Source organism: Streptomyces sp. NPDC012510 (assembly GCF_042955065.1).
Classification (GTDB): domain Bacteria; phylum Actinomycetota; class Actinomycetes; order Streptomycetales; family Streptomycetaceae; genus Streptomyces.
On the sequence record NZ_JBIBEN010000008.1, the window covers coordinates 111,048 to 125,439 of the forward strand.

Below are 14,392 nucleotides of genomic sequence, written 5' to 3' on the forward strand. Positions count from 1 at the left end.
CGCACGCCCCTCGTGGCGGCTGTGTGTCGTACTCCACACTGGGTTCCGGTGCCTGAGTCCTCGGAGCGCGGCCGACCCGTCCCCCACGGGTCCGAGACCCCCGCGGTTCCGCTCGATGAGTACGGGATGGACGGCGGCGAGACCGCCCGTGCCATCCCCGACGTACCGCTGCCGTACTCCTCAGCAGCGACATTCCTGGAGGTCGCCCCCGTGCAGACCCAGACCCTCATACAGAACGACATCAGTACCGCCCCGAGTACCGACGGCGCGGAGCCGGACGAGGAGCCCGACGTCATCAGCGCGGTGCCCGCCCAGAGCCGCGCCGCGCACCACCCCGAAGCGGCCCCCGACGGCCCCCCGCCCGACCCCGAGGAGCCGCCCGCCGCCGTGGTGGAGGCCTTGGGAACTGCCGATCCCCCCGAGCTCGTGGAACTGCCGCGCGCCCGCCCGGACACCAGCGGCCCGTCCTCCGACCTGTTCCGCCAGTACCTGCGGGAGATCGGCCGTATCCCCCTGCTCACGGCGGCGGAGGAGGTGGAACTGGCCCGCCGCGTCGAGGCCGGCCTCTTCGCCGAGGAGAAGCTGGGCCGCGCCCACGCCCTCGACACCCGGCTCGCCCTCGACCTCGACCGCCTGGTCGTCATGGGCCGCATGGCCAAGCGCCGCCTCATCGAGGCGAACCTGAGGCTCGTGGTCTCCGTGGCGAAGCGTTACGTCGGACGCGGTCTGACCATGCTGGACCTGGTCCAGGAAGGGAACCTCGGCCTCATCCGCGCCGTCGAGAAGTTCGACTACGCGCGCGGCTACAAGTTCTCGACGTACGCGACCTGGTGGATCCGCCAGGCCATGTCCCGCGCCCTGGCCGACCAGGCCCGCACCATCCGCGTCCCCGTCCACGTGGTCGAGTTGATCAACCGGGTCGTCCGTGTCCAGCGCCGGATGCTCCAGGAGCGGGGGTACGAGCCCACCCCGGAGGAAGTGGCCGCGCATCTCGACCTCGCCCCCGAACGCGTCAGCGAGGTACTCCGCCTCGCCCAGGAGCCGGTGTCCTTGCACGCCCCCGTCGGCGAGGAGGACGACGTGGCCCTGGGCGACCTCATCGAGGACGGCGACGCGACGAGTCCCGTGGAGTCCGCCGCGTTCCTGCTGCTCAGGGAGCACCTCGAAGCGGTCCTCTCCACCCTCGGCGAACGCGAACGCAAGGTGGTCCAGTTGCGCTACGGCCTGGACGACGGCCGCCCCCGCACGCTGGAGGAGATAGGCCGCATCTTCGGCGTCACCCGCGAACGCATCAGGCAGATCGAGTCCAAGACCCTGAACAAACTGAGGGACCACGCGTTCGCCGACCAACTGAGGGGCTACCTGGACTGACACCCGCGAAAGACCTCGGGAGCTGGTGCGTCGGCGGACGCGGGTGGTGTGGTTGTTCGCGCAGTTCCCCGCGGGCCGATGAAAGCAGGGGGCGCAGCCCCTCCTTTCCAGGGGCGCGGGGAACTGCGTGACCAGCCCCCACTCACCTGCAGCTGCGGGTCGAAGGGGCGCAGCCCCTGGGGACGGGACGGGTAGGGGCGGCGGGGGCGAGAAACGTCAGTCGGCGAGAAACGTCAGTCCACCTCAGCCACGGCCTCGGCGAACTGCGCCTGGTACAACCGCGCATAAGCCCCCTCCGCCGCCAACAACTCCTCGTGCGCCCCCTGCTCCACGATCGCCCCGTTCTCCATCACCAGAATCGTGTCCGCATCCCGAACCGTGGACAGCCGATGCGCGATCACGAACGACGTCCGCCCGTGCGCCAGCTTCGCCATGGCCTTCTGGATCAACACCTCGGTCCGTGTGTCCACCGAACTCGTCGCCTCGTCCAGCACCAGGATCACCGGATCCGACAGGAACGCCCGAGCGATCGTGATGAGCTGCTTCTCACCCGCGCTCACCCCGCTCCCCTCGTCGTCGATCACCGTGTCGTACCCGTCGGGCAGCGTCCGGACGAACCGGTCCGCGTGCGCCGCACGAGCCGCCTCCTCGATCTCCCCCCGGGTGACCTTCCGCGTGGCCGACGCCCCGTACGCGATGTTCTCCGCGATGGTCCCCCCGAACAACCAGGTGTCCTGAAGCACCATCCCTATCCCGTCCCGGAGTTCGTCCCGGGACATGGAGGCGATGTCGACCCCGTCCAGGGTGATACGCCCACCGGTGACCTCGTAGAACCGCATCAGCAGGTTCACCAGCGTGGTCTTCCCCGCCCCCGTCGGCCCCACGATCGCCACCGTGTGCCCCGGCTCGACGACCAGCGACAGATCCTCGATCAGCGGCTTGTCGGCCTCGTACCGGAAGGACACCCCTTCCAGCGCCACCCGCCCCCGCAGCTCCTCCGGCCGCACCCCGGGCACCGCGTCGGCCGCCTGCTCCTCGGCGTCCAGCAGCTCGAAGATCCGCTCGGCCGAGGCGACCCCCGACTGCACCAGGTTCGCCATCGACGCCACCTGCGTCAGCGGCATGGAGAACTGCCGCGAGTACTGGATGAAAGCCTGCACATCACCGATGGACAGCGCACCGGACGCGACCCGCAGCCCACCCACCACGGCCACCAGCACATAGTTGATGTTCGACACGAAGAACATCAGCGGCTGCATGATCCCGCTGTTGAACTGGGCCCTGAACCCGGCCTGGTACAGCCGCTCGTTCTCCTCGGCGAACTGCTTCGCCGACTCCTCCTGCCGCCCGAACACCTTCACCAGCGTGTGTCCGGTGTACATCTCCTCGATGTGCGCGTTGAGCTTCCCGGTGGTCCGCCACTGCGCCACGAAGTGCGGCTGCGACCGCTTGCCCACCCGCGTGGCCACTACGAACGACAGCGGTACGGTCACCAGCGCGACCAGCGCCAGCAGCGGTGACACCCAGAACATCATCACCAGCACACCGATGATGGTGAGCAGCGAGTTGACGAGCTGGCCCATCGACTGCTGCAGCGTCTGGCCGATGTTGTCGATGTCGTTGGTCGCCCGGCTCAGCACCTCACCGCGCTGCCGCTGGTCGAAGTACGACAACGGCAGCCGCGACAGCTTCGCCTGGAGCTCCTCGCGCATGTGGTAGACGGTCCGGTTGATGGCCCGGTTGGACAACCGCGTGGCTGCCGCCATCAGCAGTCCCGCCAGCAGGAAGATGCCGAGGGCAACCAGCAGAACCGTGAGGACGGCGTCGAAATCGATGCCCTTGCCCGGCGTGAAGTCCGTGCCCGCGAGCATGTCGGCGACTCCGCCGTCCCCGCGCTCCCGCATGGACTCCAGGACCTCGGCCTTCGTGGCCCCCGCCGGCATCTCCCGTCCGACGACGCCCGCGAACACCAGGTCGGTCGCTTTGCCGAGGATCCACGGCCCCAGCACCGACAACCCGACGCTGAGCAGCGCGCACACGACCATCGCGTACATCGTGAACCGCTCGGGCCTGAACTGCCCGAGCAGCCGTTTCCCGGACCCCTTGAAGTCCATGGAGTGCTGATCGGGACCGCCTCCGGACCCCGCCATCCGTGCCAACGGCCCGGCCATCAGGCTGCCTCCGCTTCCGTGAGCTGGGAGAGGACGATCTCCCGGTAGGTCTCGTTGTCGGCCATCAGCTCGTGGTGGCGGCCGGTGCCGACGACCCGGCCCTCGTCGAGGACGACGATCCGGTCGGCGTCCCGGATGGTCGCCACCCGCTGGGCCACGATCACCACGGTCGCGTCGGCGGTCTCCCGCGACAGCGCCGCGCGCAGGGCGGCGTCGGTCGCGTAGTCGAGCGCGGAGAAGGAGTCGTCGAAGAGATAGATCTCCGGCCGCTGCACCAGCGTCCGCGCGATCGCGAGCCGCTGGCGCTGCCCACCCGAGACATTCGTCCCGCCCTGGGCGATGGACGCGTTCAGCCCGCCTTCGAGCCGCTCGACGAACTCCTTGGCCTGCGCCACCTCCAACGCGTGCCACAACTCCTCGTCCGTGGCGTCCGGATTGCCGTACCGCAGGTTCGTCGCCACCGTCCCCGAGAACAGATACGGTTTCTGCGGCACCAGACTCACCGCCTTGGCCAGCACCTTCGGATCGAGTGTCCGTACGTCGACGCCGTCCACCAGCACCTCGCCCTCGGTGACGTCGAACAGCCGGGGCACCAGCCCCAGCAGCGTCGACTTCCCGCTGCCGGTCGACCCGATGACGGCGGTCGTCTCGCCGGGCCGCGCCACGACCTCGATCGACCTCAGCACCGGTTCCTCGGCACCCGGATAGCGGAAGCCCGCACCCCGTACCTCCAGGAACCCGTGCCGCCGCAACTCCCGCACCGGCTCGACCGGCGGCACCACGCTCGACCCGGTGTCGAGCACCTCCTGGATGCGCTCGGCGCACACCTCCGCGCGCGGCATCATCATGAACATGAAGGTGGCCATCATCACGGCCATGACGATCTGCATCAGATAGGCGAGGAACGCGGTGAGCGCGCCGATCTCCATCCCGCCGCTGTCGATCCGATGGGCGCCGAACCACACCACCGCGATCGACGACAGATTGATGACGGTCATCACGATCGGGAACATCAGCGCGAGCATCCGCCCCGTCCCCAGCGACACGTCCGTGAGTGCGACGTTCGCCTTCCGGAACCGCTCCTTCTCATAGTCGTCCCGGACGAAGGCCCGGATGACCCGGTTGCCGGTGATCTGCTCCCGCAGCACCCGGTTCACGATGTCGAGCCGCTCCTGCATCGAGCGGAACAGCGGGCGCAGCCGGCGCACGATCAGGCTGACGGAGATCCCGAGCACCGGTACGACGGCGAGGAGCACCCCCGACAGCGGGACGTCGAGCCCGAGCGCCAGCACGATCCCGCCGACACACATGATCGGCGCCGACACCACCAGCGTGAACGTCATCAGCACCAGCATCTGGACCTGCTGCACATCGTTCGTGGTCCGGGTGATCAGTGACGGCGCGCCGAAGTGACCGACCTCACGCGACGAGAACGACTGCACCCGGTCGAACACGGCCGCCCGGATGTCCCGGCCGACCGCCGCAGCCGTGCGGGCGCCGTAGTACACGGCCCCGATGTTGCAGACGACCTGCACCAGCGAGATACCGATCATCAGCGCGCCGAAGGACAGGATGTGACCCGTGTCCCCCTTCACCACGCCCTCGTCGATGATGTCCGCGTTCAGGGTGGGCAGGTAGAGCGTGGCGCACGTCTGCACGAGCTGCAGCAGCACCAACAACGCGATCGGTGTCAGGTACGGACGTAGATGACTTCTCAGCAAACGTATGAGCACGCGAGATCTCTCGGAGTGGGAGTGGGAGTCGGAGTGGGGGACCGGGTCGGGGACGCACCACCCCCCATCGTCGAACACTCCACCCGCGTTACCTCAACCGAATTAACCCAGTGTTGAAGGTTGCGTGCGCAGTCTTTGCGACTGGGGCGGCCCTCGATCCCTCAACGCCCAGCCGCCCCGCTCGGCGGCTCACGCCCGAAACGCCCCAGGATGCGTCTGCTCCCGCACCGCCACGTACTGCTGCCGCACCGCCTGTCCCACGGCCAACTCGTCACCCGGCTCCAGTACCTGCGCCGCCGCCCCCGGCCACATCGGTGGCGTACGAGGATCGAGCGCCCCCTGTGAGACTCCGAGCGCCCACGCGGCCTGCCGGGCCGCGCCCACCGCCGCGTAGTCCGCCGGCTGCGGCACCACCACCGGCACCCCGAACAACGCCGGCGCCGCCGCCTGCACGGCCGGCAGCTCCGCCGCCGCACCCAGCAGGAAGATCCGCCGGACGTCGACGCCCCGCCCCCGCAGCACGTCCAGCGCGTCCGCGAGCCCGCAGAGCATGCCCTCGAACGCGGCCCGCGCGAAGTGCTCCGGCTTCATCGACTCCCGCCGCAGCCCGGCCAGCGTGCCCGCCGTGTGCGGCAGATTCGGGGTCCGCTCACCCTCCAGGTAGGGCAGCATCACCAGCCCGTGCGACCCCGGCGTCGACTTCATCGCCAGGTCGGACAGCGCCTCCAGATCGGCCACCCCCAGCATCTCGGTGGCCCCGCGCAGCGTCCGTACGGCGTTCAGCGTGGTGACGACCGGCAGATGCATCCCCGTGGCGTCGGCCAGCGAGGTGATCATCCCCGAGGAGTCGACGAGCGCCTCCGTGTGCACGGCCATCACGGACCCGCTGGCCCCCAGCGACACCACCGCGTCACCGAGGCCGATGCCGAGGCCGAACGCGGCGGCCATGGTGTCGCCGGTGCCGGCGGAGATAAGGAGCCCCTCCGGCGTCGTACCGGCCGCGTCCGAGGGTCCAAGCACCTCGGGGAGCATGACCTGGTGCCCGAGCGCCATCTCGACGAGATCGGTCCGGTACTGCCCGGTCGCCGCGTTCCAGTACCCGGTCCCGGAGGCTCCGCCCCGGTCGGTGGTCCGCCGCACCGGCCGCCCGAGCAACTGCCAGACCAGCCAGTCGTGCGCCTGCAGCAGTACGGCCGTCCGCATCGCGGCATCCGGTTCCGTACGGCTCATCCAGCGCAGCTTGGTCACCGGTTGCGCGGCCCCCGGCACACAGCCGACGGCCTCCGCCCACGCCCCGCGCCCCCCGAGCGCGTCGACGAGGTCGGCCGCCGCGACCTGGGTCCGCCGGTCGGCGCCGACCATCGCCGGGCGCACGGTGTTGCCCTGGGCGTCCAGCGCGATCAGCCCGTTCTGCTGGGAGGACACACCGATCGCCTGCACCCCCTCCAGCAACCCGCCGCCGGCCGCCTCGCCCAGGGACAGCAGCCACGCCTGCGGATCGACGTCCGCCGGACGCCCTCCGCTCTCCGTCGGCTCCAGCGGGTGCGGGGCATACCCCTGCCTGAGCACGGCCCCTGTGTCCGAGTCACAGACGACAATGCGCGTAAAATCGGGCGAACTGTCCAGCCCGGCGACTATCCCCATGGCAGAAATTCTGCCGCACGGGAAGGGGTGGGAGCGCCGCGTGCTGGTCCGTCCGAGGCAATGCGCCCCCTAGGTATTGCTGGTACCCCAGTCGTCCGCGGCGGAGCCGTTGGTGTTGCGGTCACGCAGCGAGCGGACGCGCGCGGCGACCGCGTCGGGTACCCGGTCCCCGACCTTGTCGCTGACCACGTGGTACGCCTTGCCGGCGAAGACGCGACCCTGCTGGGCCGCCGACTCCGCGGTGTTGCGCACGGCGGGGTTCTGCGCGACCTGCCGGGCGGACTTCCTCAACTGCTCGTAGCGCTCGCGTCCGGCTTTCGTGCCGAGCACGTAACCGAGGGCCAGTCCGGCAAAGAACGTGAGTCGATAGCGCATGGCGGCCACCCTTCCCTTGCGTCTGCGTCGGTCCCTTGCGTCGCCCCTGTGCGGGCTGCGGGCGCGGGGGATACCGATTGGCGGAGCACCCCCCTGCTTGCGCTAATGTATGTGTCGCAGCGAGCGCACGCCCCCTGGCGACTACCCAGGTAGGTACGTTCGATGCAACGAGGCATTCCTCCGTAGCTCAATTGGCAGAGCAGCCGGCTGTTAACCGGCAGGTTACTGGTTCGAGTCCAGTCGGGGGAGCTCGGTCCTCCGTAGCTCAATTGGCAGAGCAGCCGGCTGTTAACCGGCAGGTTACTGGTTCGAGTCCAGTCGGGGGAGCAGCCTGAACGAGGACCCCGTAGGGGTCCTTTTTCATGTCCGGGGGAACCGGGCGGGGCGCGTCGAGGTCCTCAAGGTCAAGAAGCGCATGCGAAGGCCGACCATCCGAAGCAGGAGATCGTATGAGCGGCTATGCTGCGGCAGACGGCGCGCACACATGTACGCGACACGCCGTACGGGGCGGTAGCTCAGCCGGTTAGAGCAGCGGACTCATAATCCGTCGGCCGTGGGTTCGAGTCCCACCCGCCCCACCACTCGCTACGCGAGGAGAATCGATCTGACCAGCGACTGTGCGAGCTGGGTCGCGAGTTGAGGGACGGTCGTAGAGCGTCTCGATACGTGTTTTCATGATCTGCAGGACAGATGCGGGACGCCGATTGCGGTCAAGTCGGTCATAGGGTCCATGGGGGTGATTCGTGTCGGGGTGCAGCAGGCCCCACTGATCCGTCCTGCGTCGGGAAGCAGTCCAAATGGAGACGCCTCGGCATCCTGCGCACCTCCCTTGAGCGGTCTGTCGCGTCGGTGGCCGTATTCAATGTTGGCGATGTATCGGTGATGCATACATTGTGGATGTTGGAGGTGTCCGGTGTCCGTCACGCAGATTGATCTCGACGACGAGGCGCTGGCCGAGGCCATGCGGCTCATGGGTGCCACGACGAAGAAGGAGACTGTCAACGCGGCCCTTCGGGACTACGTGGCGCGGATCAAGAGGCTGGAGGCCGCGGAGAAGCTGGCCGCGCGAGGTGAGCGCGGCGAGTTCGAGCAGGCCGCAGCGGCGCATGAAGCCGAGAAGCGTGCGCGGCGCGAGGCCTTCGAGTGATCACGTATCTGGTGGGCACCTCGGCTCTGTGGCATCTGTTCCGTACCCCAGGTGCGCTGCGCCCCTGGGAGGACACATCGCCGCCGGGGTGTTCCACGTCTGCGAGCTGACACGTGCCGAATTCCTCTACTCGGCGACCAGCCCGTCTCACCGAGATGAGCTGGCCGAGGAACTGGACGCGCTCTGTCTGCTCTCTCCGGTTCCGAAGAACGCCTGGCGCTGGGTCGACACCGCCCAGTACAAACTGACCCAGAGGGGCCAGCATCGGGCGGCGGGAGCGATCGACCTGTTGGTGTGTGCGACAGCTGTACACCATGGGCACACCGTCCTCCACGTGGACAATGACTTCGCGACGGTGGCCGGAGTCCTCAAGGAAGTTCAGCAGCGAGACGCACGAGCCTGATCTCCGGCGGCAGGAACTTTCGAGCTGTCCCCACGTGCGCGGGGACAGCTCCCACTCGGGGTCGATCCCCTGGGTGAGTGCCCAATTGCCCCCTCACGCGGGGATAGCTGTCGGCGGTCGCTGAACCGGGACCCCTTTGACGACGCCGGTGCCACGCGAGCCTGCCGCTGCCGACCGAGCACCGAGCGTCCGGCAAGACGATGGTGAGCCTGTCGGCGTGGGAGGCCGCGCGCCCGAAGCGGATGCACGCGTGGGCGAGAACCTGCCGCCTCGGGCCGGCGACATGGCCACGCGAGGCCGCTCACACTGCAGTCGTGGCCATCCCCGCAACCGGTGACGTGGTGGCTGACTTCACCGGCATCGACGTGCTCACGGACAAGGCCGCCGTCGTTCTTCACGACCGCCCGCTCGTGGCCGCCACGACATGGCTGACCGACGTTGTGCGCACCGCGCTCGAAACCAGGCGCGAACTGCACATCGTCACCCCACCCGGCACCCGGCTCGCTCTGCCCACGCGCACGGTGCTGGAGCGCATGCCCTCGCGCTGGGTCGTACGCGACCCTGAGAGGTCGGTAAGTCCGTTTTCTGGCAGTGGCCTGGTCCGGGTTGGTGAGGAAGCCTTGGCGGGCGAGGCGGCTGTGGGTGACGTTCATGTCTGGGGAGTAGGTGGGCAGGCCGAGTAGTCGCGCCGTGCACGATCTGCTGGTAGGCGGAGCCTTGGTCGTGAGGATCGGACCGGGATCGGATATTCGGTGTTCTGCCCGCCCCATGCGGACACAAGATGGTGCGCATGACTCTGGCCACCCCCATACTGCACACCGCTCGCCTGCGACTGCGCCCCTTCACCGACGCCGACGCGGACCTGCTCTTCGCCCTGCACAGCAGCACCTACGTGATGCGCTACTGGGACTCCCCGCCGTGGAACGAACGGACCCGCGCCGAACGCTTCATCAACATGTGCCGGAAGATGGCGGACGAAGGCACCGGGGCCCGGGTGGCCATCGACCGCGCTTCTGACGGGGCCTTCGTCGGCTGGTGCGGTCTGACCGGATGGAACCCGGACTACCGCAGCGCGTCGTTGGGCTACGTCCTCGACGAAGCGATGTGGGGACACGGCTACGCGACGGAGGCCGCGCACGCCTTGCTGCAGTGGGCATTCGACACACTGGACCTGAATCGAGTCCAGGCCGAGACCGATACGCGCAACGTGGCATCCGCCCGGGTCCTGGAGAAGATCGGATTCATGCGTGAAGGGACGTTGCGGGAGGACTGCGTCGTGAACGGCGAGGTCTCCGACTCGTGGGTGTTCGGGTTGATCGGGCGGGAGTGGCGGCCGGCGGCCGTGCCGATGCCGGGCCCGGTGACACCACCCCCCAGGTCATCAGTTCGGCAGGGGGACACAGTCATGCCGGGCCCGGAGGCCAGCGGCCCTCTTGCAGGACCGCGGAAAACGTAACGGGGGCGGGCGAGGCTCGTGAGCAGACGCCGACGACCGCCTCCGTCAGCATGGGGAGGCAGGGAAAGGGGACGCCGGCGCTCTCCTGGAGGCGCCGGCGTCCCTGTCGGTGTCGTGTCAGTTCGTCACGCGGAAGGTGGCGTCGGCGCGTCCTGTCGCCGTGGTGATCGGGTCGAGCTTCAGGTAGTAGGCGTAGTGGCGGATGTAGCGGTCGGGGTGGTTGTAGGACTGGAAGGAGGACCAGGTGGAGTCGGCGAGGCCGGGGACCTGGCGGAAGGTGGCGTCCGCGGCGAACTGGGCGGTGCCGTCGTTGCGGACCAGCTGGAAGTCGTTGTTGGCGTGGCGCAGGAAGTATCCGCGGTAGTTCACCGACTCGAAGGAGACGGTGCCGGTGCCCGCCAGGCCGGGCCGCAGCCGGAACTGGGCGTCGGGGCCGGTGATGTTCTGGTCGATGCGCACGTCGAAGCCGGCGTGCCGCACGTAGCGGTCCTGGAAGTTGAACGACTGGAGCCGCTTGGCCGGGATGTCGGTCCAGCGGGCGAGCACGCGGGATTCCTCAGCGGCCGTGAGGTTCAGGATCGAGCCGTGGCGCTTCTTGGTGACGCCCATGTTGTAGCTGCCGGACGCCGGGAGCTGGTAGGTGCCGACGGCGGAGGGGTTGGTCGTGGTGACTGGCATGTAGCCGCGTCCGGAGGCGTACTGGTCGAGGTAGAGCGCCCACTCGTTGCGGTCGCGGAACTTCATCCACATCGGGCCTTCGACACCGGTGAGGCCGGTGCCGGAGAGGTTGCCGAGGGGGGTCCAGGTGCCGAGGATCGAGTTGCTGCCTTCGAGGGTGATCTGGCTGTCGCGGGAGGCGCGGACGTAGCGGTAGTTGCCGACGCCGGCCGGCATCTCGACGATCTGGCTGTCGATGATCTCCTCGGTGCCGGGGCGCTCGATGTAGATCTGCGGGGTGGTGATGGAGCGGAAGTCGCTGGTGTGGGCGTAGTAGATGCGGTGCTTCTTCACACCGTTGACGGGCTTGTTCGTCGCCCAGTACAGGACGTAGTTGTTGGTGGCCGGGTCGAAGTACGCTTCCGGCGCCCAGGCGTTGCGTGCGTCGGGGATCGCGCCGGCGACGTTGAGCAGCCAGGGCTCCGACCAGTTGATCAGGTCCGTGGATTCCCACACCACCAGGTTGTGGCTGCCGTTGTACACGGCGGCCTCCCAGTTCTGCCCGCAGCTGATGCACAGGTCGGTCGCGATGATCCAGTACTTGCTGCCGTCGGGGGATCTCACCAGTGCGGGGTCGCGCACCCCCTTCGTGCCGACCGTGGAGCGAAGGGCTATTCCGCCGCCGTTGAGCTCGGTCCAGTTCAGGCCGTCCGTGCTGTACGAGAAGTAGATCTGCTGGCCGTTCGAGCCTTCCCCGATGAAGTGCGTCATCAGGTAGCCGGGGTCGGCGGCGGCCGCCTGCTGAGGTGCGGCCAGGGATTGCGAGGTGAAGAAGAGGCCGACGGCGACGAGTATCGCCGCGAGCCGGGTGAGCAGTCTTGGCATGTGCGTGCCCTGTCTTCCTACGGGTGCCGGGACGGGGGTCGAAGCGGGGCGCCGGGCGCGTGACCATGCGGGGTCGGTGACTGTGCCGCAGGTGCGTTGTCCGGCAGGGCCAGGTCCGTGGTCAATGCGCCGACGTCGTCGGCGCACGTGCCGCTGGGGGGTGGGCCCTGAGCCGGTGGCAGCCGTCGCTCTCGAGCCACACGAACCGCTGGTCGTGCCGAAGGGGCAGGGGGGCCGGGTTGATGCCTGGGGCAGCGGCGAACCGGTGAGTGGGTTCGGGAGCGTGGTGGTGGCTGCCTGCGCGACGGGAGTGGACGCCCCCGTCCCGGCCGCCCCCGCGGGCGAGGACGGCGAGCGCCTCCGTCCTGGCGAATGCCCGGCGGACGATCGGTCCCACGTCGGAGGAGGGGGGAGCAACGCTCATGACAGAGGCATCCTTGTTTCACGTCGCGGAGCGAGCCAAAAGAGTCCGACGAACAACGCGTTGTTCGATATTACGGACATCGTTCGTGAATTCGGCCAAAAGTTAGAGGGGGGTAAAAGCGGGTGTCAAGAGGGGTGAAGACAGCAGAAGCAGTGTTGCCTCCTTCTGTACTCGGGACGGGGGCCTACGCATCAGGAGACGCACCAGCACGTCACGCATAACGGAAAATCCTGAACGGACCACAGGGGGCGGTACCTGAGCGGCGACCCGACGCCCGTCCTCGGGAGTCGCTCCTGGCACACTGTCGCCCTCGACACATCGGCACGGCGACGGGACGGGTGGGGCGGGTGCGCTCGCAGAACAGGCAGGAACGGCCGGACGTCGCCGTCGTCATGGCGGCGCGGGCCGGGGACCGGCAGGCCTCGGACCAGCTGGTACGGGACTGTCTGCCGCTGGTCTACAACATCGTCGGGCGGGCGCTGGACGGGCACAGCGACGTCGACGACGTGGTCCAGGAGACGATGGTGCGGGTCCTGGACGGGTTGCCCGGACTGGAGAAACCGGATCGGTTCCGGTCCTGGCTCGTCGCCATCACTGTGCGACAGATCCGTGACCGGTGGCGCAGAGGGCGCACCTGGCTCGATGCGGAACCCCTGGAGGAGAACGCCCACGAAGCGGACCCGCAGGCCGACTTCTCCGACCTGGCGGTTCTTCGGCTTGCGCTGTCGGGCCAGCGGCGGGAAGCGGTGGAGGCGACCCGCTGGCTGGAGGACGAGGAACGCGAGGTACTCGCGCTGTGGTGGATGGAGAGCGCCGGTGAACTGACCCGCGGCGAGCTCTCGGCGGCCTGCGGCCTCACACCGCAGCACGCGGCGGTCCGAATCCAGCGGGTCAAGGAGCGGCTGGAGACGGCGCGCACCGTCGTACGAGCCGTGACGGCCTCGCCGCGCTGTCCGGTCCTGGCCGTCGTGCTCGCCTCGTGGGACGGGCGGCCGTCCGCGCTGTGGCGCAAGCGGCTGGCACGCCATGTCCGCGACTGTCCGCAATGCCTGCTGAGCTCGTCCGACCTGATACCGGCGGAGGGGCTGCTGGCCGGCCTCGCGCTGGTGCCGGTGCCGGTCGGCCTGACCGGCCTGGTACTGGCCAGGGCGCTGGGGGCGGAATCGGCCGGGGCGACCGTCGGCGCAAGCGGAAGCGGAAGCGCCAGCGGAAGCGCAAGTGCGGGCTCGGGCTCGGGCCCTGGCGCGTGCTCGGGCACGCGTACGGCGAGCGGCGCGAGCCGTACGGCGCGGACGATCGGGAGGCTGGCGGCCAAGCCCGCGGCTACGGCAGCCGCAGGTGCCCTCACGCTCGCAGTTGCCGCAGCGGCCTGGTACACCGCCACGGGATCACACGAGACGGCCCGGCGGCCCGCCGTCGCGGCCCCGCTGTCGCCCGCCGCCTCGTCCGTGCCGCCGTCCCCGAAAGCGTCCGCCTCACCGACACCGACGCCGGAATCGACGCCGACGGCAGCCCCGGCGACGACGGCTGAGGCGCGGGTTTCGGGGCAGCATGCCCTGCGGTCGGTCGACAACCCCGGTGGCTACGTGAGTCAGTCCGGCCGACTCGGCATCCTGGCCCCGGTCGGCGCCACCAGTTCCGAGGCCACCCGGCAGGCGGCCGTCTTCACCTTCGTCCCCGGCCTGGCTGACCCTCGCTGCTACTCACTCAGGGACGCCACGGGCAGGTACCTGCGGCACTACGCCTTCCGTATCCGGCTGGACCCCGACGACCGATCCGCCATCTTCCGGAAGGACGCCACCTTCTGCCCCCGTTCCGGTTCCACGGCCGGTTCGGTCTCCCTGGAGTCGTACAACTACCCAGGCCGCTACCTCCGCCACCGGAACAACCTCCAGCTGTGGCTCGACCGTTCGGAGAACACGGCCTCGTACCGGGCCAGCCGCTCCTTCGTCCCCGTGGCGCCCTGGACCTGACGCTGAACGGCCTTGCCCTGAAGGTAGTTGTTCGACCTATCGGGCATTGTTCGTAAGTGTTGACGTTGACTCGCAGTTCACTCCAAACTCACGCAGCGCGATGTCATACGGGCGGCACGTCAGCACCTCGGCCGAGGTCTCGGTGCCCCCTCC

10 protein-coding genes, 3 tRNA genes and 2 pseudogenes are annotated in these 14,392 nt (G+C 68.9%); 9 read left to right on the forward strand and 6 right to left on the reverse strand.

Annotated elements, in window-relative coordinates:
• Positions 1 to 48 precede the first annotated feature (48 nt).
• Positions 49 to 1,371: a sigma-70 family RNA polymerase sigma factor gene (locus ACFY9I_RS17110; protein WP_391002325.1), complete on the forward strand. Its 1,323-nt coding sequence runs from the start codon at positions 49 to 51 to the stop codon at positions 1,369 to 1,371.
• A gap of 233 nt (positions 1,372 to 1,604) precedes the next feature.
• Here the strand turns inward: ACFY9I_RS17110 and ACFY9I_RS17115 are convergent, their stop codons facing one another.
• From ACFY9I_RS17115 to ACFY9I_RS17130, 4 genes are all read right to left on the reverse strand, one after another.
• On the reverse strand, positions 1,605 to 3,542 hold the full coding sequence (locus tag ACFY9I_RS17115; RefSeq protein WP_391002327.1) for an ABC transporter transmembrane domain-containing protein: 1,938 nt from the start codon (positions 3,540 to 3,542) through the stop codon (positions 1,605 to 1,607).
• A complete protein-coding gene (locus ACFY9I_RS17120) occupies positions 3,542 to 5,275 on the reverse strand; it encodes an ABC transporter transmembrane domain-containing protein (protein ID WP_391002329.1) in 1,734 nt (577 codons plus the stop codon). The genes ACFY9I_RS17115 and ACFY9I_RS17120 overlap by 1 nt, the downstream gene beginning before the upstream one ends.
• Positions 5,276 to 5,464: 189 nt before the next feature.
• The gene (locus tag ACFY9I_RS17125; RefSeq protein ID WP_391002331.1) at positions 5,465 to 6,919 is read right to left on the reverse strand and encodes an FGGY family carbohydrate kinase; all 1,455 of its coding nucleotides are present in this window, start codon (positions 6,917 to 6,919) and stop codon (positions 5,465 to 5,467) included.
• 69 nt (positions 6,920 to 6,988) lie between these two features.
• On the reverse strand, positions 6,989 to 7,294 hold the full coding sequence (locus ACFY9I_RS17130) for a YtxH domain-containing protein (protein WP_391002333.1): 306 nt from the start codon (positions 7,292 to 7,294) through the stop codon (positions 6,989 to 6,991).
• 176 nt (positions 7,295 to 7,470) lie between these two features.
• Here ACFY9I_RS17130 and ACFY9I_RS17135 point away from each other — a divergent pair.
• The 7 genes and pseudogenes from ACFY9I_RS17135 to ACFY9I_RS17165 all read left to right on the forward strand — a co-directional run.
• Positions 7,471 to 7,543 (forward strand) — tRNA-Asn (locus ACFY9I_RS17135).
• 5 nt (positions 7,544 to 7,548) lie between these two features.
• Positions 7,549 to 7,621: transfer RNA gene (locus ACFY9I_RS17140), tRNA-Asn, on the forward strand.
• Positions 7,622 to 7,798: 177 nt separating this feature from the next.
• Positions 7,799 to 7,875 (forward strand) — tRNA-Ile (locus ACFY9I_RS17145).
• Between the two features lie 332 nt (positions 7,876 to 8,207).
• Positions 8,208 to 8,441 (forward strand): type II toxin-antitoxin system VapB family antitoxin, encoded by a 234-nt coding sequence (locus ACFY9I_RS17150; RefSeq protein WP_031111806.1) that lies wholly within the window; start codon positions 8,208 to 8,210, stop codon positions 8,439 to 8,441.
• Positions 8,438 to 8,844: pseudogene (locus ACFY9I_RS17155) on the forward strand (PIN domain nuclease). Before ACFY9I_RS17150 ends, ACFY9I_RS17155 begins: the two are co-directional and overlap by 4 nt.
• Before the next feature lie 314 nt (positions 8,845 to 9,158).
• Positions 9,159 to 9,527 (forward strand): DUF6177 family protein, encoded by a 369-nt coding sequence (locus tag ACFY9I_RS17160; RefSeq protein ID WP_391002336.1) that lies wholly within the window; start codon positions 9,159 to 9,161, stop codon positions 9,525 to 9,527.
• Positions 9,528 to 9,634: 107 nt separating this feature from the next.
• Positions 9,635 to 10,195, forward strand: a pseudogene (locus tag ACFY9I_RS17165) (GNAT family N-acetyltransferase); the annotation flags it as partial.
• 222 nt (positions 10,196 to 10,417) lie between these two features.
• Here ACFY9I_RS17165 and ACFY9I_RS17170 read toward each other — a convergent pair.
• Positions 10,418 to 11,842: an AbfB domain-containing protein gene (locus ACFY9I_RS17170; RefSeq protein WP_391002337.1), complete on the reverse strand. Its 1,425-nt coding sequence runs from the start codon at positions 11,840 to 11,842 to the stop codon at positions 10,418 to 10,420.
• Between the two features lie 121 nt (positions 11,843 to 11,963).
• On the reverse strand, positions 11,964 to 12,266 hold the full coding sequence (locus ACFY9I_RS17175; protein WP_391002339.1) for a hypothetical protein: 303 nt from the start codon (positions 12,264 to 12,266) through the stop codon (positions 11,964 to 11,966).
• Between the two features lie 347 nt (positions 12,267 to 12,613).
• Here ACFY9I_RS17175 and ACFY9I_RS17180 point away from each other — a divergent pair, with 347 nt between their 5' ends.
• A complete protein-coding gene (locus ACFY9I_RS17180) occupies positions 12,614 to 14,239 on the forward strand; it encodes a sigma-70 family RNA polymerase sigma factor (RefSeq protein ID WP_391002341.1) in 1,626 nt (541 codons plus the stop codon).
• Positions 14,240 to 14,392: the final 153 nt, after the last annotated feature.